Source organism: Streptomyces kryoterrae, assembly GCF_054072135.1.
The window spans coordinates 1,898,351-1,919,725 of the sequence record NZ_CM133358.1 but is presented as its reverse complement, the minus strand read 5'-3'; the positions used below and the strand labels follow the sequence as shown (position 1 = coordinate 1,919,725).

At 70.3% G+C, this 21,375-nt stretch carries 18 protein-coding genes; 8 read left to right on the top strand and 10 right to left on the bottom strand.

What is annotated here, in order from left to right; genetic code table 11:
• The first annotated feature begins 54 nt into the window (after window positions 1-54).
• Entirely contained in the window at window positions 55-1,692 is a 1,638-nt protein-coding gene (locus tag ACW4TU_RS07950) for a carboxylesterase/lipase family protein (RefSeq protein ID WP_457426033.1), read from the top strand.
• Window positions 1,689-2,078: a HEAT repeat domain-containing protein gene (locus ACW4TU_RS07945; protein WP_457429973.1), complete on the top strand. Its 390-nt coding sequence runs from the start codon at window positions 1,689-1,691 to the stop codon at window positions 2,076-2,078. The genes ACW4TU_RS07950 and ACW4TU_RS07945 overlap by 4 nt, the downstream gene beginning before the upstream one ends.
• Before the next feature lie 34 nt (window positions 2,079-2,112).
• On the opposite strand, the gene mmuM is transcribed toward ACW4TU_RS07945, so the two are convergent.
• Window positions 2,113-3,045: a homocysteine S-methyltransferase gene (gene mmuM / locus ACW4TU_RS07940; protein ID WP_457426031.1), complete on the bottom strand. Its 933-nt coding sequence runs from the start codon at window positions 3,043-3,045 to the stop codon at window positions 2,113-2,115.
• A gap of 283 nt (window positions 3,046-3,328) precedes the next feature.
• On the opposite strand from mmuM, the gene ACW4TU_RS07935 reads away from it, so the two are divergent.
• Together ACW4TU_RS07935 and ACW4TU_RS07930 are read left to right on the top strand one after the other, a co-directional pair.
• Window positions 3,329-4,744 (top strand): amidase, encoded by a 1,416-nt coding sequence (locus ACW4TU_RS07935; RefSeq protein WP_457426029.1) that lies wholly within the window; start codon window positions 3,329-3,331, stop codon window positions 4,742-4,744.
• A complete protein-coding gene (locus ACW4TU_RS07930) occupies window positions 4,741-4,905 on the top strand; it encodes a hypothetical protein (protein ID WP_457426027.1) in 165 nt (54 codons plus the stop codon). The genes ACW4TU_RS07935 and ACW4TU_RS07930 overlap by 4 nt, the downstream gene beginning before the upstream one ends.
• Before the next feature lie 94 nt (window positions 4,906-4,999).
• Here ACW4TU_RS07930 and ACW4TU_RS07925 read toward each other — a convergent pair whose 3' ends face one another.
• Together ACW4TU_RS07925 and ACW4TU_RS07920 are read right to left on the bottom strand one after the other, a co-directional pair.
• Entirely contained in the window at window positions 5,000-5,317 is a 318-nt protein-coding gene (locus tag ACW4TU_RS07925; protein WP_457426025.1) for a DUF6191 domain-containing protein, read from the bottom strand.
• A 76-nt stretch (window positions 5,318-5,393) separates the two neighbouring features.
• Complete coding sequence (locus ACW4TU_RS07920; protein ID WP_457429971.1) at window positions 5,394-7,499, bottom strand: autotransporter; 2,106 nt, start codon at window positions 7,497-7,499, stop codon at window positions 5,394-5,396.
• A gap of 355 nt (window positions 7,500-7,854) precedes the next feature.
• Between ACW4TU_RS07920 and ACW4TU_RS07915 the strand changes: the two genes are divergently transcribed.
• Entirely contained in the window at window positions 7,855-9,033 is a 1,179-nt protein-coding gene (locus ACW4TU_RS07915) for a glycoside hydrolase family 43 protein (protein WP_457426023.1), read from the top strand.
• The gene (locus ACW4TU_RS07910; RefSeq protein WP_457426021.1) at window positions 9,030-10,442 is read left to right on the top strand and encodes an RICIN domain-containing protein; all 1,413 of its coding nucleotides are present in this window, start codon (window positions 9,030-9,032) and stop codon (window positions 10,440-10,442) included. The genes ACW4TU_RS07915 and ACW4TU_RS07910 overlap by 4 nt, the downstream gene beginning before the upstream one ends.
• Before the next feature lie 22 nt (window positions 10,443-10,464).
• On the opposite strand, the gene ACW4TU_RS07905 is transcribed toward ACW4TU_RS07910, so the two are convergent.
• Window positions 10,465-12,144, bottom strand: a complete 1,680-nt coding sequence (locus tag ACW4TU_RS07905; protein WP_457426019.1) for a rhamnogalacturonan lyase B N-terminal domain-containing protein — start codon at window positions 12,142-12,144, stop codon at window positions 10,465-10,467.
• 219 nt (window positions 12,145-12,363) lie between these two features.
• On the opposite strand from ACW4TU_RS07905, the gene ACW4TU_RS07900 reads away from it, so the two are divergent.
• The gene (locus tag ACW4TU_RS07900; RefSeq protein ID WP_457426017.1) at window positions 12,364-13,422 is read left to right on the top strand and encodes a rhamnogalacturonan acetylesterase; all 1,059 of its coding nucleotides are present in this window, start codon (window positions 12,364-12,366) and stop codon (window positions 13,420-13,422) included.
• Between the two features lie 119 nt (window positions 13,423-13,541).
• Here the strand turns inward: ACW4TU_RS07900 and ACW4TU_RS07895 are convergent, their stop codons facing one another.
• Window positions 13,542-14,939, bottom strand: a complete 1,398-nt coding sequence (locus tag ACW4TU_RS07895; protein WP_457426015.1) for a hypothetical protein — start codon at window positions 14,937-14,939, stop codon at window positions 13,542-13,544.
• Window positions 14,940-15,073: 134 nt separating this feature from the next.
• Here ACW4TU_RS07895 and ACW4TU_RS07890 point away from each other — a divergent pair, with 134 nt between their 5' ends.
• Entirely contained in the window at window positions 15,074-15,961 is an 888-nt protein-coding gene (locus tag ACW4TU_RS07890; protein WP_457429969.1) for an isocitrate lyase/PEP mutase family protein, read from the top strand.
• Here ACW4TU_RS07890 and ACW4TU_RS07885 read toward each other — a convergent pair.
• The 5 genes from ACW4TU_RS07885 to ACW4TU_RS07865 form a co-directional block, all read right to left on the bottom strand.
• Window positions 15,903-16,712, bottom strand: coding sequence for an alpha/beta fold hydrolase (locus ACW4TU_RS07885; RefSeq protein ID WP_457426013.1), 810 nt, complete (start codon window positions 16,710-16,712; stop codon window positions 15,903-15,905). The two genes, ACW4TU_RS07890 and ACW4TU_RS07885, sit on opposite strands and share 59 nt — an antisense overlap.
• Before the next feature lie 134 nt (window positions 16,713-16,846).
• Window positions 16,847-18,166, bottom strand: coding sequence for a jacalin-like lectin (locus ACW4TU_RS07880; protein WP_457426011.1), 1,320 nt, complete (start codon window positions 18,164-18,166; stop codon window positions 16,847-16,849).
• A 567-nt stretch (window positions 18,167-18,733) separates the two neighbouring features.
• Complete coding sequence (locus ACW4TU_RS07875; protein WP_457426009.1) at window positions 18,734-19,534, bottom strand: ABC transporter permease; 801 nt, start codon at window positions 19,532-19,534, stop codon at window positions 18,734-18,736.
• A gap of 4 nt (window positions 19,535-19,538) precedes the next feature.
• Window positions 19,539-20,342: an ABC-2 family transporter protein gene (locus ACW4TU_RS07870; RefSeq protein ID WP_457426007.1), complete on the bottom strand. Its 804-nt coding sequence runs from the start codon at window positions 20,340-20,342 to the stop codon at window positions 19,539-19,541.
• Between the two features lies 1 nt (window position 20,343).
• A complete protein-coding gene (locus tag ACW4TU_RS07865) occupies window positions 20,344-21,357 on the bottom strand; it encodes an ABC transporter ATP-binding protein (protein ID WP_457426005.1) in 1,014 nt (337 codons plus the stop codon).
• Window positions 21,358-21,375 lie beyond the last annotated feature (18 nt).

The following is a 21,375-nucleotide window of genomic DNA, read 5'->3' as shown; positions in this document are numbered from 1 at the left end:
GTGTTGCTCTGGTCTGAACGGTTCACGAGCGGCGGCGAGAGAGCTGGTGGGCAGATGACGGACGAGTCGACGCGGCCCGTCGTGCGGACGCCCTACGGGGACGTCCGCGGCAGATACGTGGGCTACGAGCGCTACGGAGGACACGACGGCGCCAGGATCGCCGTGTTCCGCGGCATTCCGTACGCCGCACCGCCCTTCGGCCCCCGCCGGTTCCGGCCGCCCGTGCCGCCCATCCCCTGGGACGGGGTGCGCGACGCGGGTGGCTTCGGTCCCACCGCGCCGAAACCGCCGTACTCCGAGGCCTTCGCCCGGCTGCTGTCGGACCCGGTGGTGCCCGGCGACGACTGCCTCAACCTCAACGTGTGGACCCCGGAGCCCGGACACGGGGCCCGGCTCCCGGTCATGGTGTGGATCCACGGCGGGGCTCTGACCCGTGGCTCGTCCGCCGTGCCCGTCTACGACGGCCACGGCTTCGCCCGCGACGGCGTGGTCCTCGTCTCGGTCAACTACCGCCTGGGCGTGGAGGGTTACGGCCTCTTCCCCGACGCACCCCCGAACCCGGGCCTCCGTGACCAGCTCGCCGCCCTGGAGTGGGTGCGGGCGTCGATCGCGGCCTTCGGCGGCGACCCCGACCGCGTCACCGTCTTCGGCCAGTCGGCCGGCGCGATCAGCATCGGCGCGCTCCTCGCCTCCCCACGGGCGCGGGGACTCTTCCGGCGGGCCGTGCTGCAGAGCGGGCCGCCCGAGGCGAGCGACCGCGACAAGGTACGGCGGATGGTGCGCCGGATGGCGACCCGGCTGAGGATCCCGGCGACCGCCGAGGCCTTCGCCGCCGTCGACCGGCAACTGCTGCTGCGCGTCCAGGGCGAGGTCGGACGGCTGAGCAGCCCGGTGCTGGGCGGGCCCGCCTTCGGCATCGTCGTCGACGGCGACCTCGTACCCCGCGACCCCCTGGAGGCCCTGGTCGACGGAGCCGCCGCCGACATCGACCTGCTCCTGGGCTGGACCCGGGACGAGTACCGGTTGTGGCTGGTGCCGGGCGGGCTGATGGAGCGCGTCGACCGGCTCGGCCCGGTCGCCCTGGCCGGCGCGATGGCCCGCTGCCACTGCGGCCCCGAGGTCCCGCGCGGCTACCGCACCCTGCACCCCGGTGCCGGCACGGCCGACCTCGTCGGCCAGCTGGTCACCGACCACCTGCTCCGCGTACCGCTGCACCGGCTCGCGGACGCGCGGGGCGACGGGGGAGAGGGCGGGCGGGCGTATGTGTACGAGTTCGCCTGGCCGTCCACCCAGCCCGGACTGGGCGCCTGCCACGCCCTCGAACTGGGATTCGTGTTCGACACCCACCAGGCCCCCGAGTCGGCCAAGCTGGCGGGCCAGGGCGCCCCGGAGGAACTCGCCGAGGCCATGCACAGGGCCTGGGTGCGCTTCGCCGTCGACGGTGACCCGGGCTGGCAGCCGTGGGACGCCTCGCACCCGGTGCGCGTCTTCGGCGACGGCGACCCGCACACCGTGGAAGGCCCGCGCGACCGCGAACTGGCCCTGTGGGCGGCCGACCGTGCCTCCGTGCCCCCGACGGCTCCGGAGCCCGAACCCCGGTCGGCCACGGGGCCCCGGTTGCCCCTACGGGGTGCGGAACCGCTGTCCGTCGTACGACGGCTGCGCCGCCCCGGCGGTGTTCCCCGGCGCTGATCACCGCCGTCCGGCGGGATCCGGCCGGGTGGCGGGTCCGGGACCTCAAGCTACTCCTCGCCGACACGGCCACCCTGGTCCGGGCCGCCGCGCTCACCGCCCTCGCGACCACCGGCTGTCCGCCCCCGCTGGACACGGCCGCCGCCGAAGCGCTCAACGACCCTGCCTGGCAAGTCCGTTCGGGCGCGGCGACGGCACTCGGCGCGGCGGCACCGGCGTTGGCGGTGCCCGCCCTCTCCGACGCGCTGTCGGAACCGTTCGCCGACGTCCGCGAGGCCGCCGTCCGGGCGCTGCGCCGCCACGACCGGCGACCGGGAGTCGCCGACGCCCTCGCCTCGATGGCGGGGGACGCCGACACGAACGTACGGGCCTACGCCCGGCTGTAGTAGCGGTGGAGTGGCGGCGGTGGGCCCTTCCGCGTCAACGCAACGTGTCGGCGATCGACGTGATCGCCTGCGGCCCCACCCGGCAGCATCCGCCGATCAGCCGCGCCCCCGCGTCCCGCCACCCCGTCACCTGACCGGCGGCGAAGGTCGAACTGCCGGTCCAGGCACGGGCGTCGCCGTCCCAGACCTCGCCGCTGTTCGGATAGACCACGACCGGCTTGCCGGTCACGCGCGCCGCCAGTTCCACGGCGCCCTCCACGTCCTCGGGCACACAGCAGTTCACGCCGACCGCGACGACCTCGTCCGACTCGGCGGCCGGCGCGAACGCCTCCGCCAACGGCTGACCGGCCCGCGTCCGCTCCCCGGCCACGCTGTACGACAGCCACACCGGCACCCCGAGCCCGCGCACCGCGCGCAGCAGGGCGTCGGCCTCTTCGACGTCGGGAACCGTCTCCAGAGCCAGCACATCGGGCCCGGCGGCGGCCAGCGCCTCCACCCGAGGCCGGTGGAAACGCTCCAGCTCCGCCACGCTCAGCCCGTACCGCCCCCGGTATTCCGAGCCGTCCGCGAGCATCGCCCCGTACGGCCCGACGGACGCCGCCACCCACAACGGCCGCTCCGTCTTCGCCCGGCGCGCGGCCTCGCGGGCCAGCTCCACGCTCAGCGCGAGCAGCTCGGCGGCCCGCTCGCGGCCGATGCCCCGCTTGGCGAAGCCCTCGAAGGTGGCCTGGTAGCTGGCGGTGATCGCTACGTCCGCGCCCGCCTCGTAGTAGGCGAGGTGCGCGTCGACGATCGCCTCGGGCTGCTCGACGAGCAGCCGCGCCGACCACAGCTCGTCGCTCAGATCGTGCCCGGCGGACCCGAGTTGGTTGGACATTCCACCGTCGAGGACGAGGGGCGCGCCCGAGGCCAGGGCGGCGGAGAAGGAGGAGGACGCGCGGGCGGCTTCACTGGTCTCGCTGGTCATGCCTCGACGCTAGCCGACGGCGGACCCGACGACCGCATGTCTCCAGTGCGCGGGGGTGCTGTTCCTGTTCGCCGGGATCCCGGCGAACGCGTGGATGCGGGGGCGTCGGTCGACGGAGGAGAGCGGGGTGACGGAGAAGGCGGCGGAGGCGGCGGAAGCTGTGGCCCAGCCCGGAGCATGCCGTCCTGAGTGAAATCGAATATGTTGGCGGACTCCTCGCGTGTTACTTGCCGGTAGGGAATGATGGCGGACGACCATCCACACGGCAGAGGCTGAGGCACCGGTGACGACTTTCGATGAACGGACCATCGTGCATGCCTTCCGGGACGACTCCCTGGGCGAGCACGACGCCGTCGGTCTCGCCGAGGCGATCCGGCGAGGTGAGGTGTCCCCCGCCGAGGTCGCCCGGGACGCCGTGGAGCGGGTGCGGGCGGTCGACGCACGGCTGGGCGCGGTCCAGGTGCACGTCGACAGCCCGGCGCACGCCGCCGGAACGGGCGGTGCCCTCGCCGGGGTGCCGACGTTCGTCAAGGACAACACCGACTACCGGGGGCTGCCCACGGGCCACGGCAGCGCCGCCTTCCGGCCGAGGCCGGCGCGGCGGCACGCACCGTTCGCCCAACAGTTCCTGAGCAGCGGCGTGACGGTGCTGGGCAAGACCCGGCTGCCCGAGTTCGGGTTCAACGCGAGCACCGAGTACGACGGTGCGGAGCCGGTGCGCAACCCATGGAACACGGGCTACTCGGCAGGCGGTTCGTCGGGCGGCAGCGCGGCACTGGTCGCCGCCGGTGCCGTGCCGATCGCACACGCCAACGACGGCGGTGGCTCGATCCGGATACCCGCGGCCTGCTGTGGACTCGTCGGCCTCAAGCCGACCCGCGGCCGCGTCGTGGGGAGTGACCTGGGCCGCCGGCTGCCGATCGACATCGTCTCCGACGGAATCGTGAGCCGTTCCGTGCGGGACACAGCCGCGTTCCTCGCCGCCGCGGAGACACACCGGCGCAGTCCCGGACTGCCGCCCCTCGGCCTGGTCGAAGGCCCCTCGGAGCGACGGTTGCGCATCGGGTTCCTGCTGGACTCGCCGAACGGAGCTCACACCGACGCGGCGACCCGGGCGGCGGTCACGGAGACCGTGGCCACGCTCGAACGGCTCGGACACACCGTGGAACCGGTGGAGTTGGACTTGGACCCGAACTTCACCAACGACTTCCTCACGTACTGGGGAATGCTGTCCTTCCTCCTCGGTGCCACGGGCCGCACCCTCGGCGCGGACTTCGACCGGCACCGCATGGACGCCCTGTGCCGGGGGCTGCGCGAGGACTATCTGCGGAACTGGCGGCGGACTCCCGGCGTGGTGCGACGGCTGAGGCGTACGAAGGAAGCGCACGCGACGTCCTTCGGCCAACTCGACCTCGTGATGTCGCCCGTGCTCGCCCACACCACGCCACCGATCGGCCACCTCAGCCCGAACGTTCCCTACGCGACGCTGATGGAGCGGCTCATCGCGTACGTGGCGTTCACACCGCTCGACAACATCGTCGGCACTCCGTCGGTCTCGGTGCCCGCCGCGAGCGGGACGGCGGACGGACTGCCCATCGGCGTCATGTTCTCCGCCCCCTCCGGCGGTGAACGGAAGCTGCTGGAGATCGCCTTCGAACTGGAGGCCGACCGGCCCTTCCGGCGCATCCAGGACCAGTGACATCGGCACTGTCCGCCGATCTCGAAGGTCTGCGACGCAGTGACGCACGCTTGGTCGACGTCCTGCTGGTGGAGCTGGGCCAGAGCGAGTCGGGTGGCGTCACCGACGTCCGGGACGGGACGAACCTGCTCCGCCCCCTCTGCGGCGGAGGCCAGGCGTGAACGGTGCCCAGCGACGAGAACCTGTCGGTCAGTGTGCCGCGGACGGAGTGTCTTGAGTGACGCTCGCGAACGACGACGGCTTGCCCGCGCCCTATCAGTCGGCCTGCGGCATCCGGACGACCGCGACCCCGCCCTCCAGGTCCACCGTCGTCCGGTTCGGTGGCGCCCCGTCCTCCTCGTCGTCCCGCATCAGCAGCGACGACTGCCGCTCCTTGAGCTCGTTCTGCTTCCCGGGGGAGAAGGTCGCGTGGAGTTGTTCGAACCCGGTTGCCGATATCTGGCCCTGGCGGGCGCTGTTGCGCCAGGGGAGCCGGCCGGCCCGCCCTGCGCGCAACAGCAGCTGGTCTGCGAAGGCCGTGGCGGTCAGCAGGATGACCAGCCCCGGCAAGGTCATGAAGACGGCGAATCCCATGCTCTCCAGTATCCGGAGTGGCGGGCGATGCCGACAGGTCTCGCGCCCGTCTCGGATCGGTCCCGCTCGGTCCCGTTCAGCCCTGCGCCGCGTGCCGCCCGCCCCGCCGCCGCCCGTTCCCGCGCCCCCGGACCTTCCGCGTAGCCGGAATCATCAGCCCCGCCAGCAGCCCGACCGTCATCGCGTACGGCCAGAAGCCGAGCCCCGTACCGGCCGCCGCCGGACCGGAGTTGGTGCTCGCGTCGGCCGCCGTCACCGAGCCCGATCCTGCCCCCGCCGACGAACCCGAGCGCAACCCCGCGCCCGCGGTCGGCGACGCACTCTTCGCGACCGACGTCAGGACCACGTCGTTGCCGTCGCCGCCCCGGTAGGTGATCCGGTACGTCGTGTCGCCGAGCTTGAGCGCCGTGCCTTCCTTCAGCCCACTGAACGCACCGGCCGTCTTGGCCCGCCCCGCGTGGTTCAGCACCGTGATCGTATGGGCGGAGGCAGAGGCTGCGGACGAACCCGCCGCCGACAGGTCCAGTGCCCCCGCCAGCCGCACCGCACCGGCGACCTTCAACGACCTTCCCCGCAGCACCAGTTCAGCCTTCTCGGCCTGCGTATAGCTTCCCGTCACCGTCAATCCGCCTGCCACCACGCCCTCGTTCGTCACCGAGCCCTTCACCGTCCCCGAGCCGGTGAGCGTGGTCCTCACGCGCAGCCCCGCCGAGCCCACGTCCAACCGTGCGCCCGGCGCAGTCAGTCGTATCGCCTTGCTGCGAGCGAGAGTTGCTCCGCCTCTGAGCGCCAGCGTGCCCTTCGCGACCGTAGTGCTCCCGCTGTACGTCACCCCGCTGCCCGTCAGGGTCGTCGTCGCGACGCCCGACTGTGTGAACGAGCCGCCGCCTCTGATCCGCGACAGCACCAGCGCCCTGTTCGTGTTCCGTACCACCAACGAGCCGTTGTTCACGACCTTGTAGAGCGAGCCCCCGGTGTAGAGGCCGCCGTCGCCGCCCGCCTTTCCGCTGCCCAGTCGCAGTACCGCGCCCTTCTCGACCGTCGTCGACCCGTCGTAGTACTGGACGGCGGCGAACGTGACATCGTTGCCGCGCGTTCCCTTGATGACGATGTCCCCGGCGCCGGGCGCGGACAGGGTGTCGTGGAACCGGCCGCCGCCGATGGGGGCGCCCAGTGTCACCGGGCCGTTGTAGTCGAAGGTCAGAAGTGAACGGGACCTCGCCGCGAGCAGGTTGATGTATACCGTCTCCGACGTACCCGGCATGAAGATCTTGTTCGTCGTGCCGTCACCCCACTGGACGTTCGCGCCCTTGATGTTGGTGCCGCGCTTGTTGACGTTCTTGCGGGCGGGTGTCCAGTTGAGGGCGGGATCGCTGAGCGACGGGTCGGTGTCGCCGCCCTGGTTCGACCAGCTGTACTGACCGGTCAACACCACCTTCGAGCCCGGGCGGGACTGGACGTTGATGTCGCTGCCGTACTCGCGCTGGTAGAAGTCCATCCCCATGGTGACCGTCTGGCCGACTGGCGTGTCGACCGTCCAGGTGCCCTGGTTGAGGACCTTGTGCACGCGGGGGAGTGACGTCGCGAACTCCGGTCGTCCCGCGTTGACCTGGGTGCCGTTGTCGATCACACCGGAGAAGGGGTGGGTGCCCGAGAGGTCCCAGGTGCCCCAGAGGAAGCGGGGTTGGGTCACGAGTCCGGCACCGCTGATCGTGCCCAGGTTGTACGCGCTCTTCAGCGACAGCCGCAGGGTGCCGTCCACCCGGATGTTGTCCTGGTTCAGGCGGAACGCCGGGGTGTTGTACGGGAAGTGGCCGATCAGGCCCGTCGTACCGCCGTTGCCGTACTGGAGGGTTGCTCCCCGTTCCACGGTCACCGCCGGCGGGTCCGGGTTCGTCACCGTGACGTACGGGTGGTTGCCGCCCGGGATGCTCACCCGCTGCCCCTGCCGGGACCTGGGCAGTGTGAAGTCGCTGTCCCTGGTCAGGATCAGGGTGCCCGTGCCGCGCACGGTAAGAGTGCCCTCGCCGCGGAAGACACCGTTGTACGTCGTCGTCCCGGCGGGCACGCTCACCACCGTGTCGCCGGTGAGCGTCACGTCCCGGCCGGCGAGTACGTCGGCGGTGGCGTCCCGGGAGCCGGCCGCCGAGGCGGGCGGGGCGCCGAGCAGGAGAGCGGTCATCGTGAGGGCCGCGGCAGCCGTGGCTGTCGTCCGGTGAGCGGTCCTGGGGGCGGGGCCGGCGATGGGGCTGGTGTTGGGGGAGTGGCTGTGCACGTGACAGGAGACGACCGGACTTCCCGGTAATAACAGAAAGTTGCTCAGCGGATTCTTTCGCTCCGACCCGTTGACCTTCCCGTAACACGCGCTTACCTTTTCGGCACTCGGAATGACAGATCTTGTTCGCAATTACGAACGTTTCTCGTGTCACCCCCCACACACGCACACAAATGCACACCCTGAGACCCCCTGAGACCCCCGAGATCCCGAGACCCGCACCCACCGACATCTCGTGCCCCACCCCCGAGAGGCAGCCCGCATGAGCCGTGCCGACGACCTGCCCGAAGACCCGCTCGAAGACTTGCTCGAAGACTCCGCCCTTTCCTCGCGGAGGACCCTCCTGAAGGGCGCCCTGGCCGGTGGACTCCTGGCAGCCAGCTCCGCCATCCCCGGAATCTCCGGCACCGCGCACGCCGCCACCGCGACGGCGGGCGCCCCCTGCGCCACCGCCCCGTACGTCAACCCCCTCGTGCGCAACCGCGCGGACCCCCACATCCACCGCCACTCCGACGGCCGTTACTACTTCACGGCGACCGCCCCCGAGTACGACCGCATCATCCTGCGCCGTTCCCGCACCATCCGCGGGATCGCCACCGCCGACGAGTCCGTCATCTGGCGCAAGCACGACACCGGAGCCATGGGCGCGCACATCTGGGCGCCGGAGATCCACCACATCGACGGCAGGTGGTACGTCTACTTCGCCTCCGCGCCCGCCGAGGCCATCTGGGACATCCGTATCTGGGTCCTGGAGAACGCCAACCGCGACCCGTTCACCGGCACTTGGGTCGAGCGTGGCCAGCTCAAGACCGCCTGGGAGACCTTCTCCCTCGACGCCACCACCTTCACCCACCGCGGCTCCCGCTATCTCGCCTGGGCGCAGCACGAGCCCGGCATGGACAACAACACCGCCGTCTGGCTGTCGAAGATGGCCGATCCACTGACCCTGACGGGTCCTCAGATTCGGCTCACGACACCGGAGTTGGACTGGGAGCGCATCGGCTACCGGGTCAACGAGGGACCGTCGTTCATCAAGCGCAACGGCCGGATCTTCATGTCGTACTCGGCGAGCGCCACCGACTTCCACTACTGCATGGGCCTGTTGACGATCGACGCCCGCGCCGACCTCATGGACCCGGCCAACTGGACCAAGTCCCCGACGCCCGTCTTCACCAGCAACGACTCGACCAAGCAGTACGGCCCCGGCCACAACTGCTTCACCGTCGCCGAGGACGGCCGTACCGACGTCCTCGTCTACCACGCACGGCAGTACAAGGAGATCGTCGGCGATCCGCTCAACGATCCCAACCGGCACACCCGGGTGCAGAAGCTCGGCTGGAACACCGACGGCACCCCGGACTTCGGCGTCCCCGTCGCCGACACAGAGACAGTCACACAGACAGACACGCAGGTCGGCTCACTTTTGGAGAGTGGCTCATGAGACGTGTGTACGCGGTTCTCCTCGCCCTTTGTCTGGCGCTGGCAGGCGCCCTCGCCACCGCCGGGCCCGCCCAGGCCGCGGCCGTGACCATCACCAACGGCACCCAGTTCACCGCCACCAACGGTGACCCCGTGCACGCGCACGGCGGCGGGGTCATCAAGGTCGGGTCCTACTACTACTGGTTCGGCGAGCACCGCAACGCCGACAACACCTTCCAGTACGTGGACGCCTACCGCTCCACCGACCTGAAGACCTGGGAGTTCCGCAACCACGTCCTGACCCAGTCCAGCGCCTCCGAACTCGCCACCGCCAACATCGAGCGGCCGAAGGTCATCTACAACGCGGCCACCGGCAAGTACGTGATGTGGATGCACAAGGAGAACGGCGCCGACTACAGCGAGGCCCGAGCCGCCGTCGCCGTGTCGGACACCGTGGACGGCAACTACACCTGGCAGGGCAGCTTCCGGCCGCTGGACACCTACATGTCCCGCGACATCACGGTGTTCGTGGACACCGACGGCACCGGCTACATGATCTCGGCCGCCCGCGAGAACTACGACCTCCAGATCTACCGGCTCACCGCCGACTACACCGGCATCGACAGCCTGGTCGCCGACCCCTGGCACAACGGTCACCGCGAGGCGCCGGCCCTGTTCAAGCGCAACGGCGTCTACTTCATGGTGACTTCGGCCGCCACCGGCTGGAGCCCCAACCAGCAGCAGTACGCCACCGCGACCAGCATCACCGGCCCGTGGACCGCGATGACGAACGTCGGCGACTCGACGACGTACGGCTCGCAGGCCGCGTACGTCCTTCCCGTGCAGGGGAGTTCGGGCACGTCGTACCTCTACATGGGCGACCGCTGGGGCAACGCCTTCGGCGGGACCGTCAACGACTCCCGTTATGTCTGGCTGCCGTTGAGCTTCCCGTCCTCGACCACGATCTCCATGTCCTGGTCGCCGGAGGTCACCCTCGACACCGCCACCGGGACGGTGACGGGGAACAGTGCCACGTACAACACGCTGATCGCCCGGCACTCGTCCAAGTGCGCCGATGTCACCAGTCAGTCGCTGTGGGCGGGTGCCCAGATCAAGCAGTACACCTGCAACAGCGGCAACAACCAGAAGTACTGGTTCAAGTCCGTCGCGAGCGGCTACTACCAACTGATGGTCCGGAACAGCTCGTTGTGCGTCCAGGAGAACGCCGGCACGGTCACACAGGAGAACTGCGGCTCCTCGGCCACCAACCAGCAGTGGTCGCTCACCACCACCGGCTCCTACGTCAAGGTCGTCTCCCGCGCGAGTGGCAAGTGCCTCGACGTGAGCGGCGCGTCCACCGCCGACTCGGCCGCCATCATCACGTACACGTGCGGCAGCGGAACGAACCAGCAGTGGACACGCGGAACATGACGCCCACTCAGGTCAAGGCAGCTCAGGCCAGCAGGTCGAGTGCGTCGATCGCCGTTCCCGCACTGAGGTAGGAGGTCGTCCCCGACCCGCTCACCACGTTGATCTTCAGCACGTTGTACTGACCGGTGTCCGTGAGCCAGGCGCTCGCCGGCACGCTGTACGTGAACGTGTTGTTGTTCCCCCGGTAGGACCCGTTGGTCAGGGACCGGGTGTTCGGCTGGGTGGGCGGGGACGGGATGGCCGACGTCCAGATGTCGTTGACGACGACCTGCGGGCGGCCGTTGGCGTAGGCCGTCGTCACGCCGATGCGCAGGGTGTGCGCGGCGGCGGCCTGCGCCGCGGTCAGCTTGAAGTAGACCAGCAGGCCGCTGTTGACGTCCTTCCAGATGTAGCAGGGGAAGCCCGATGTCTCGGTGCCGCTGCCGATGACCACGTTGCCGGTCCAGGCGGCGGCCCGGACGTCCGACGGATGCGCGTATGTCATCAGGTCGGCGTTCTTGAAGCCGCTGGGCGTGCCGTTCCAGTCGTTGATCCGCCAGATCGCGCTCGCGTTGCTCGGGTCGTTCGTGGCCGGGATCGCGATCGAGTTGAGCGTGGTCGTGCCACCGGCGGTGACCGACACCGAGGTGGTGTGGACGGCGAGTTCACCCTTGAACACCGTGAGCGTGTACGTCCCCGGCAGGACGCCCGCGATGGAGAAGTAACCGTCCGATGCCCGGGCCGAACCCCAGTACTGCGCGGCCGAGTTGGCGATCCCGACCGTGTACGCGTACGCCGTGTTGCGCCCGGTGATCCCGACGCCCGCGACCCGGCCCCGGCCGCCCGCGGCGACATAGCCGGAGATGCCGAGCGAGTCCGCCCAGGGGGTGGTGAGCGTCCCCGCGTACAGCGACGAGGAGGGCGCTCCGCCGTCCGTGAGGGCGATGACGTACGGGCCCTGGAGGCCGAAGCGCTGGTCCTCGGTCTGGTTCTGGCCGTAGTACAGGATCTCGTACAGGCCGCCGCCGTCCGCGCTCTGATGGCGCAGGAGGGAGCGGTAGAAGGGGCCGCCGGAGGCCTTCTCGTGGTTGGAGCGCACGACGTACAGGCCGACGCTTCCGGTCGTCCAGCCGACGTAGTTGTAGTCCATGACCCGCAGCTTCGAGTAGTGCTTCGAGCGGGTCTGGCCGTCGGATTTCGCGAAGACGTCCGAGGCCTCGATGGTGCTGTTCGTGTAGGTGTAGGAATCGGGCTCGTCGTTGAGGAACAGGCCGGCCTTGACACGCAGGATGAAGCGGGTCGCCGAGACCGATGTGTCGGCCTTGTTGGTCCACACGTAGACGTTGTTCTCGCCGCTGCGGGCCGCGTAGTAGTGCTTCAGCGTGCCGTAGGTCACGCTGACGAGGATCGTCGAACCGGACTGCTGGATCGTCACGGTGGAGGAGCCGAGGCCGGACTCGATGTGCGAGTTCATGCCGCCGTAGCCCTGGTACTCCGTGCCCCGGTAGACCAGCGAGGACAGGTCGCCGTTGGACTTGCGGACCTTGAAGACGAGGTTGGCGCCGGTGTCGATGACGTAGTTCGTGCCGTCGTCGGTGTAGCCGAAGGTCGCCGCGCGCGCGGTGCCGGGAAGGGCGAGTCCGGCGGCGGTGGCCGTGGCGCCGAGGACGAGCGCACGGCGGCCGAGGTGGGTCCCGGGGCGTCTGCTGTTGGCTGCGGACATGTGGGGGTGCCTCCTTCGGAGGTGGGGGTGGGGTGGGGGGTGTGGGGGGTGCGGTGTTCGGAAGACTGACAGTTGAATCGATTTCGCGAAAGGGCTTTCGTTGTAAGGAAGTTGGCAGATATGTGAAATCGTGCAGCACTCTAGAAAGCGCTTGCCAGACGATGTACGGTCCTGCCGCTGGGCCTTGTCGAGCGTCGGAGGACTGCTGTGGGAACCGCGATGAGACGTTTCAACCGAGCCGTGCTGGCGGCCGTGACCCTGAGCACCGCCACCACCCTGGCCGCCGTGCCTGCCACCGCTCACGAACGGCCCTCGCACGGCCCGCGCGCCCTGGGCATCGAGAACTGCGCTGCCACCGCCTGCCACTTCGACGTGGCGCCGGGCACCTACGACGTCCGGGTGCTGCTGGGCGGTGAGGCCGCCGCCAGTACCGCCGTCACCGGCGAGACCCGGCGTGCGCTCCTCCCGGAGACCGCGACAGCCGCCGGCGAGCGGGTCGCCCGCAGCTTCACCGTCAACGTCCGTACGCCCGAGGGCGAACCGACCGGAGCCGAGGGCACTCCCGGCCTCGACCTGGTGCTCGGCGGCTCGGCGCCGGCCCTGGCGGACATCCGGGTGACCCCGGCCGCCCGCCACACCCGGCAGATCTTCCTGGTCGGCGACTCGACCGTCTGCGACCAGCCCGGCGACCCGTACACCGGCTGGGGCCAGGAGCTCCCGCAGTACCTCCGCAAGGGGCTGTCCGTCGCCAACTACGCTGATTCCGGGGAGAGTACGGTCAGCTACCTCGCCAACCCCGCGCTCTTCCCGACCGTCCGGCCGCTGATCCGCCCCGGCGACCTGGTCCTCGTCCAACTCGCGCACAACGACAAGCAGACGGACGAGCCGACGTACCGCGCGAACCTGGAGACGCTCGTCGCGGGTATTCGCGAGCGAGGGGGGAAACCGGTACTGGTGACTCCGATCGTGCGCCGCTGGTTCAACTCCGACGGCACCCTGAACAACGGCACGGCCCTGCTGGTCAACGGCCTCGGCGTCGACCACCCGGCGGTGATCCGCGCGGTCGCGGCGGCACAGGACGTACCGCTGATCGACCTGACGGCGAAGACGAAGGCGCTCGTGGAGTCCCTCGGCGTCGAGGGCTCCAAGGCGCTGTACCTCTACAACGAGAAGCGCGACAACACGCACACGTCCGTCCACGGGGCCACGGCGTACGCCGAGTTGGTGCGCGACGAACTGGCGGCGCAGCGGCTGGTTCCGCGCGGCGGGGTCCGATAGAGCGACCACAAGAGCGCCTGGAGCGTCCCGACCGGAACCGGGGCGCTCCAGGTTCGACAACCCGTCGCGGCTGCCGCTGACCACTCCGGCGCCGCGACCAGCCGTACGGTGTGGCCGGTTCAGAGTGCCAGGCGGGCGATCCGCAGCGTCGCCGTGGTCGGGGACGCGCCCGTCAGCGGGGTCGCGTACGACGGGGTCACCGGTGCGTACGCCCAGGTCAGGGAGCCATCCTTGAGGGCTGCTATGTCGCCCGTGATGCGTGCCTGCACGACCTTGTCCGGTGTCTTGAAGGCGCCGTTCCAGTCGATCAGCCGCAGGTGGGTGCCTGTGAACGTGCCGGTGCAGGTGCCGCTCGCGCACTTGGCGTTCTTCAGGGACTCCCAGGACACCAACAGCCGGTCCTTGCCGTACGGGGCCACGCGGACGTTCACGTGCTCGGTGCCCGGCGCGTTCGTCAGGTAAATGGCCTTGCCCGCAGGTGAGTTGCGGTTCCTGAGGAACGACACCGCCACCTGGTGCGTGCTCCACCTCGGCTTCACCGTCCAGCCCCGGCCGCTCGAGTCGTCCGGGTTCTTCGCGGCGGAGGCCGAACCGCGCGAGCCGTAGGCGGTGGCGTAGCGGCCCGTGGACGACTTCACCAGGTCGCCGGTGCGGCCGGCGTACGTGCCGCCGCAGTAGCCCGCCCAGCACTGCTCGCGCTGGACGGCCGGCGCGTTGTCCGGGGCGCCGATGCCCGTCGACACGAACAGGCCCGAACGCCAGTCGTCGAAGCAGAGGGAGGTGAAGGCGCCGGTCGCCTCGGCGTGCAGGGCGATGCCCTCGTTGTGGGAGCAGCCCCAGCCCCAACCACCGGCCAGCTTGCCGCCCTTGGCGCTCAGGTACGACAGCTTGTCGCCGAAGTGGCCGTCGGCGAAGCCGCCCGCGCCGTGCACCACGAAGTAGGCGCCGTACTTGGTGCCGTTCCAGGTGAGCTGGCCGTCCAGGGTCGGCGACGTGTCGTTGGACGCGGTGCCGGTGAGCTTGGTGCGCCAGGCTTCCTTGCCCTGTGAGAAGCGGACGAGGGCCGCCGCCGTCTCCTTCCACTTGTTGGTGTCGGCGACCCGGGTGAGCAGCGCGAAACCGTCGTTGTGCGCGACCAGCCCGCCGACCTCCTTGGCGCCCTTGACAATCGCGTCACCGCCGGCGCGCTTGCCGGCCGAGGTCAGTGGCGTCACGTGCACACCGTCGGACGCCGGCCAGGCGACCCGCAGTGTGCCGTTGGGCGCGACCGCTGTAGCCGTGCGCGTCCACTCCCGCGTGTTGTTGTAACCGGCGGACAGATAGGGGAACTTGGCCGGCAGGGTCACGGAGGTGTTCGTGACGGCGAGGGTGGGCGCGGCGGGCGTCGTCGCCGCCCCGGCCGTCGCGTACCAGGCACCGGCGAGCAGACCGGCCGCCGCGAGGCCGCCGATCAGGGGCTTGCGGGCCGCGTGGGTGCGACGGTGGGCGGAGGTGCGGGGGAGTGGTGCTGATGTCATGCCTGGCTGTTGCCGTGGCGGGGAGAAAGGTTGCCGCGCGGATCGGACCGGACTGGCCGAAAGGCTGAGCAGGCGGGGACGGTTCGGCGGGCGCCGAACGACTACGCCCCTACGGTGGCCGCATGACCGAGCCCATGTCCGCCTTCGCGGCCCTCCACCACCGCGACGAGCCCCTCCTGCTCCCCAACGCCTGGGACCATGCCTCGGCCGTGCTCCTCGCCGCGCAGGGCTTCGCGGCGATCGGCACCACGAGTCTGGGTGTCGCCGCGGCCGTCGGACTGCCCGACGGTGCGGCGGCCACCCGCGACCACACCCTCCAACTCGCCCTGAACCTCGGTACGGAGGATTTCCTGCTCTCCGTCGACGCAGAGGGCGGATTCAGCGAGGACCCGGTCCAGGTGGGGGAGTTCGCGCGGGAACTGTTCGTCGTCGGCGCCGTCGGCATCAACCTGGAGGACGGCCTGGGCTCCGCCGCCCTGCACGCCGAGAAGATCGCCGCCGTGAAGGCAGCGGCCCCGGGCCTCTTCGTCAACGCCCGGACGGACACGCACTGGCTCGGCGACCGCCGGTCCCCCTCCCTGGCCCGGGACACCATGACCCGCCTCGACACCTACCAACAGGCGGGCGCGGACGGGGTGTTCGTGCCCGGCCTGACCGACCCGGACGGGATCGCCGCGCTGGCGAGGAGCCTCGACGTCCCGCTCAACATCCTCTACTCGCCCACCGGCCCCACGGTCACCGGACTCGGCGACCTCGGCGTACGCCGCATCAGCCTCGGCTCGCTCCTCTACCGGCGGGCACTGGGCGCGGCCGTGGCGGCGCTCGGCGACATCCGGGCGGGGCGCGCGCCCCGGGGTGAGGCACCGTCGTACGACGAGGTGGTGGCGCTCGGTCACCAGTGCCACGGTTCCAGGGGCATTGGCCAGGCCCCGGCCCCGATCTCGACCCCGGCCCCGACCGGAATCAGCCGACCGGAACCAGCGTCTCCCGGAGTCGCGCCGCGAACTCCACCGGGTGTGTGAGCAGCCCGAGATGCCCGCCCGGGAACTGGCGGGCGACGCTGCCTGTCCGTCGGGCGAGGAACGTGCCGGTACGGTGCAGGAGTTGGCCGGTGGAGTCGATGCCCATGGCGACGGTGAGCCGGGGAGAGAGGGCGGAAAGGGCGGTGAGGTCGGGGGCGTAGGAAGTGAACGGGACCAGGACGCGGGTGAGGGAGATGCCCATGGGGGTGGACAACTCGTCGGTGACGGATGGGGGTTGAGCCTCCGCGCCCGACTCCTTGTCCAGTTCCTGCTGGGTGAGGGCCCGTTCCTCCAGGCCCGCCGCCATACGAGCCGACGCGGCCTCGACACCCCGGGCGCGGTAGGTGTCGCGCACCTCGGTGAACATCGCCCGCTGCCGCTCGGCGTCGGGTAGGACCGCGACGACCGGTGGTTCGTGCGCGACCACGTGCCGCAGCCGTCCCGGGTGCCGGGCCGCAAGGTCGAGGGCGGCGACGGCCCCCGCGCTGGTGCCGAACACGTACGCGGACTCGCCCTCGGGGAGCACCGTCTCCAGCACCCGGGCCGCGCCCTCGCTCCACCACTCGACGCGCTGTTCCTCGACGGGCTTGCCGAGTTGGCCGTGGGCTAGGCCGAGGGGGTCGTACGTCACGACCGTGAAGTGTTCGGAGAGGAGGGTGGTGGGGTTCTCCAGGCCCATGGGGTGTCCGGCGCCGCCGGGGATGATGAGGAGGACGGGGCCGGTACCGCGCACATCGTAGTGATCACTCATCCTCCCGAAGTTACCGGTTGGGAAGGCCCGGCGCGGAATGATTTTCCGGACCCTCGGGCGGGTGTGCGAGTGGGCGGACACCGGAAGAGTGTCCGCCCACACAACATCAGTCCTGGTAAAGGGAGTTGGAATGGTCAGGCAATCGGTGCGTACACCACGCCCAGCTTGTCCATCTCGTCGCCCGAGCGGCCCGTGAAGCCCACGATCTGCCAGCCCGACGGTGCCGTGAACGTCGCGGTGGCCGTCGTTGCCGTGCCGGAGGCCAGGGTGCGGGCCTTGTCCGTCGTGAACGCTGCCGAGAAGATCCTTGTCCGGCCGTCCTTCTGACCCTGCGTCAGCTTCACCGAGGTGAGGTGTTCGCCGGACGCCAGGGTGAGGGAGGAAGCGGTGCCGCCCGTGCCGCCGTGGGTCAGGGCCGTGCCGCCGTCGAGCGTCAGGGACACCGCGTCCAGGCGGGAGCTGCCGCGCAGGGTGAGTGTGCGGGGCGAGGGTGTCGCCGGGAGGTCGTCGGCGTCGGTGAACGCCGTACCGTGCTCGCCGCCGAGGAAGTCGCTCGCGCGCAGCTTCGAGGGCAGCGTCCAGGAGAAGTCGACCGTGTGCGGGAAGTGGTCGGAGAGGTTGCCGCCCGCGGAGTCCAGGAAGGACGCCCACGCGTTGTTGTAGCGGGTCGCGGAGAGGTTCACGAGCTTGCTGCCGCGGTAGAGGACCTTGTCGACGACCTCGCAGCTGTTCGTCGGCGCGGTCGTCGGGCAGACGAGCGCGTCACTGCCCTGCACGGGCGGCGTACCGCCCTTGACCAGCTGGACCCAGGCGTCCGTCAGACCGTTCTCGGACGCGAGCGTGCGGATGTTGTCGCCCGAGCGCGTGTACCGCGTGTTCGTGTCACCCATGACGATCACCGCGTTGCCCGCGGATTTGGCCTGGATGAACGCGGAGAGCTGCGAGACGTTGGCCCGGCGGGCGGCATGAGCCTCGTCGGTGTCGTCGGCGTTGGTGTGGACGTTGTACAGGTCCACGTAGACGCCCTCGGAGATCCGCACCCGGGCCAGCGAGAAGCCCTTCGGAGTAAGGCAGTTGGTGCCGGTGCACTTGTTCCACTTCACCCGCTCGAAGTCCTGGAAGGCATAGTCCGAGAGGGTGTTGAGACCGTCACCGAAGGGCACTCCGCCGCTCGTCGCCGTGCGGTACGCGTGGTTGTCGTTCGCGTACAGCGCCGCGTGGTAGTTGAAGTCCTCCTGCACGTTGACGATGTCGTACGCGCCCAGACGCGGCGAAATCAACGGGGTGTTCACCTCGGGGTTGCCCGAGCTCAGAAGGTCCGGGAGGCCCGCGACGTTGTACGTCAGGACGTTGAAGGAGCCCGAGGTGGCGGCGGTGGCCGGGGCCGAGCCGACGGTGGCGAGCCCGGCCAGCGCCAGGGCGCCGGCGACGAGGGTGCCGATGAGTCTTCTCATGGTGGGGGGTCTCCATGGGGGGTGGGAGATGAACAGTGCTCAGGTTCGAGGGCCAACAGTGTGCTGGACAAGGGCTGTTGGGGGAACAGTGAGTGGAGTGACGATCCGCCGTGTCCGGGTCGTCCGGCGATCACTCGCCGGTTGGGCGAGGTTCATGTTCCCCATCGATTCTCCTCAGGCGGCGCACTGCTACGCGCGCCGCGCGATGGAGGAGCCGCGGCCGTGGGGCACGGGCACGCGCACGGGCATGGGGATGACCATCACCACGGAGAAGATCGCGAGGGCAATACGGGTACGCGCTGCCCGTGGCCTCGCGACCGGCCCATGGTGGCCGCCTCGTTCACACTGCCGTCGGAGCCGCTCCTGCGCACCGCCGAGGAGCGGCTCCGAGCCCATGGGCACGAGGTGATGCGAGGAGTGCCCGACAGGGCGGGCCGAGCGGTCCCCCCGGGGGGCTTCGGCTCGCTCACCGGCACGGTCGCGGTGGGGAGTTGCCGGTCCGGAGCGCCCCGACACCGTGTTGCGCGGATCACTGAACCGGCCACCGGAGGGATCACCGCACGGTCGTCACCCGTTCACCCCCGTGTAGTGCCCCAAACTCCACCGCCACAGCAGCCGCGCCCCCAGGAACGCCACCAGCCCCAGCAGCGGTGAGGCCGCCGCCAGCCAGTACGGGACGCCCGTGTCGTCGCCGTGGCCGGTCAGTACCGCCGCCGGGAAGTAGGCGACGAACGCGAGGGGCAGCCCGAAAGTGAGGAAGCCGCTCACCGCCCTGGGCAGCACGTTGAGCGGATAGCTCCCGAACGTGCCGAGCAGCTCCTCCAGCCAGCGCCCCCAGTAGTCGGCGGCCGGGAAACGCAGCGAGGCGCAGGCCACCGCGGTGAACAGGGCCGCCTCCAGGAGCATCCCGCCGAGGACACAGACGACGAGGTACGTGATGCGGCCCGCTGTCCAGTCCAGGTCGCTGCGGGAGAGCGCGCCCGCCATCAGGCCCACGGCAACCGTCAGGTCGCCGATGGCGTTGGTGGGGAAGTAGGACAGCTGGACCTGGCGGAACACCGGCATCGGACGGACGAGGTAGGTGTCGATCGCCCCCTCCTGGATGATCCGGCCGATTCCGTGCAGCCGCCCGAGGAACAGTACGAAGATGCCGTGTGCCAGCATCCGGGTCGCCGGGATCAGCAGCACCTCCGAGCTGTCCCAGCCGCCCATCCCGGCGAACCGGGACAGCAGCACCGTGGCGAACACGATCACCGACACCTGCCAGATGGCGCCGATCGCGATCATCAGCAGGAACTCGGAGCGGTACTCCAGCTGGGCGCGGAAGTTGAGGCGCGTGATGCGCCACGCGATACGGACGGCGTTCACGGCCTCAGCCTCCCTGGGAGACGACACGGAGGGCGGCCCGCCGCCACAGGAACCGGGTGAACAGGGCCAGTACGAGAATCCAGCCGGCCTGCACGGAGAGCTGGAAGGCGGCGTCCGAGAGCGGGATGCGGCCCACGTACAGCGACAGCGGCACGCTCAGCGTGGCCTGGAAGGGCAGGAAGGAGCTGAGCGTGATGAACCAGTCCGGGAAGAACCACAGCGGTGCGTACACCCCGGACAGCAGGTTCTGCGCGAAGATCAGGATGAGCATCGCGGCGCCGTTGCGCAGCGTCCAGAAGCAGAACTGGTCGATGACGAGCATGACGTAGTAGAGAACCAACTGGCCGAGCAGCAGACTGAGCGCGAACACCCCGGCCACGGCGGCCGATCCGGGCGGCTGGACCACCCCCGTGGCCAGACAGAGGGCGAAGCCGGCCAGCGCCCACGCGAACCCGTACAGCTGCTCGCCGAGGGCCCGCAGCGCGTAGTAGCGCTGGGGTGCCAGCGGGCGCAGGTACCAGTACACGATCGTGCCGAAGTGCATGTGCTGGAGCACGGTGTCGCGGCCCGCGTACTGGTCCAACTCCCGCAGCCGGGAGGCGAGTACGGCCAGGACGGCGTACGTCACCGCCTGCTCGCGGTTGATACCGGCCGTCGTACCGGTCTGCTGGTACAGGCCGTTCCACAGGGACGCGACCAGGACCACCTGGACGGTCAGCCGGATCAGGACGGCGGTCATCCGGGGCGGGGCGTACAGCTCGCCGAGGGGGGTGACCCTGGCGGCCCGCCAGGCGTGCAGGACGGCCATGTCAGCCGCCCCCGCGCGATTCCGGAGCCTCGGCCTGGACGTACGCGGCCCGCATCACGTCCTCCAGGTCGGCCTCGTCGAGGGCGATGTCCGTCACCTCGTACCGCTCGATGACCCGCTTGAGCGCCTGATGGACCGTCGGCGCGGCCGGACCGTCGGGGCCGAAGACCACCTGCGGGCCCTCGCGGCGGAGCAGCGCGATGCCCGGGAGCGCCTCGACCTCCGCGTGCGGATCCGCCAGCGTCGCCCGGACCTGCCAGGTCGAGCCGAACCTCTTCTTGATCTCGTCCAGCGTGCCGTCCAGCACGAGCCGGCCGTGATTGACGAGGACGACCCGCTCGGCGAGCCGCTCGACCTCCGTCATGTCGTGCGTGGTCAGCAGCACGGTCCGGCCGCGCTCCTCGACCTGATGGCGCAGGAACTCCCGCACCTGCTCCTTGACGACCACGTCCATCCCGATGGTGGGCTCGTCGAGGAACACCACCGGCGGGTCGTGCAGCAGCGCCGCCGCCAGGTCGCAGCGCACCCGCTGGCCCAGCGACAGATGCCGAACGCGGGTGTCCCAGAACGTGGAGAGTTCCAACAGGTCGTCGAACTCCTGGAGGCGTACGGCGTGTTCGGGCTTCGGTATCTCGTAGATGTCCCGCAGGATCGAGAACGACTCCCGCACCGGCAGGTCCCACCAGAGCTGGGTGCGCTGGCCGAACACCGCCCCGATGTTGCGGGCGTTGCGCTCGCGCTCCAGGTACGGCACCACGTCGGCGACGCGTGCCTCGCCGGACGTGGGTGTGAGGATGCCGGTGAGCATCTTGATGGTCGTCGACTTGCCGGCGCCGTTCGGCCCGAGCAGGGCGAGGAGTTCGCCCGGCGCCACGTCGAAGGTGATGTCGCAGACGGCGTCCTTCGCGACCCGCTCCGGCTGGACGAGGGAGCGCAGCGCCCCGGCGAAACCGGGCCGCCGCACGGTGGTGTGGAAGGTCCGGGACAGGCCCCGGACCTCTATGGAACCACTCACTCAGGGCACCTCCGAGAG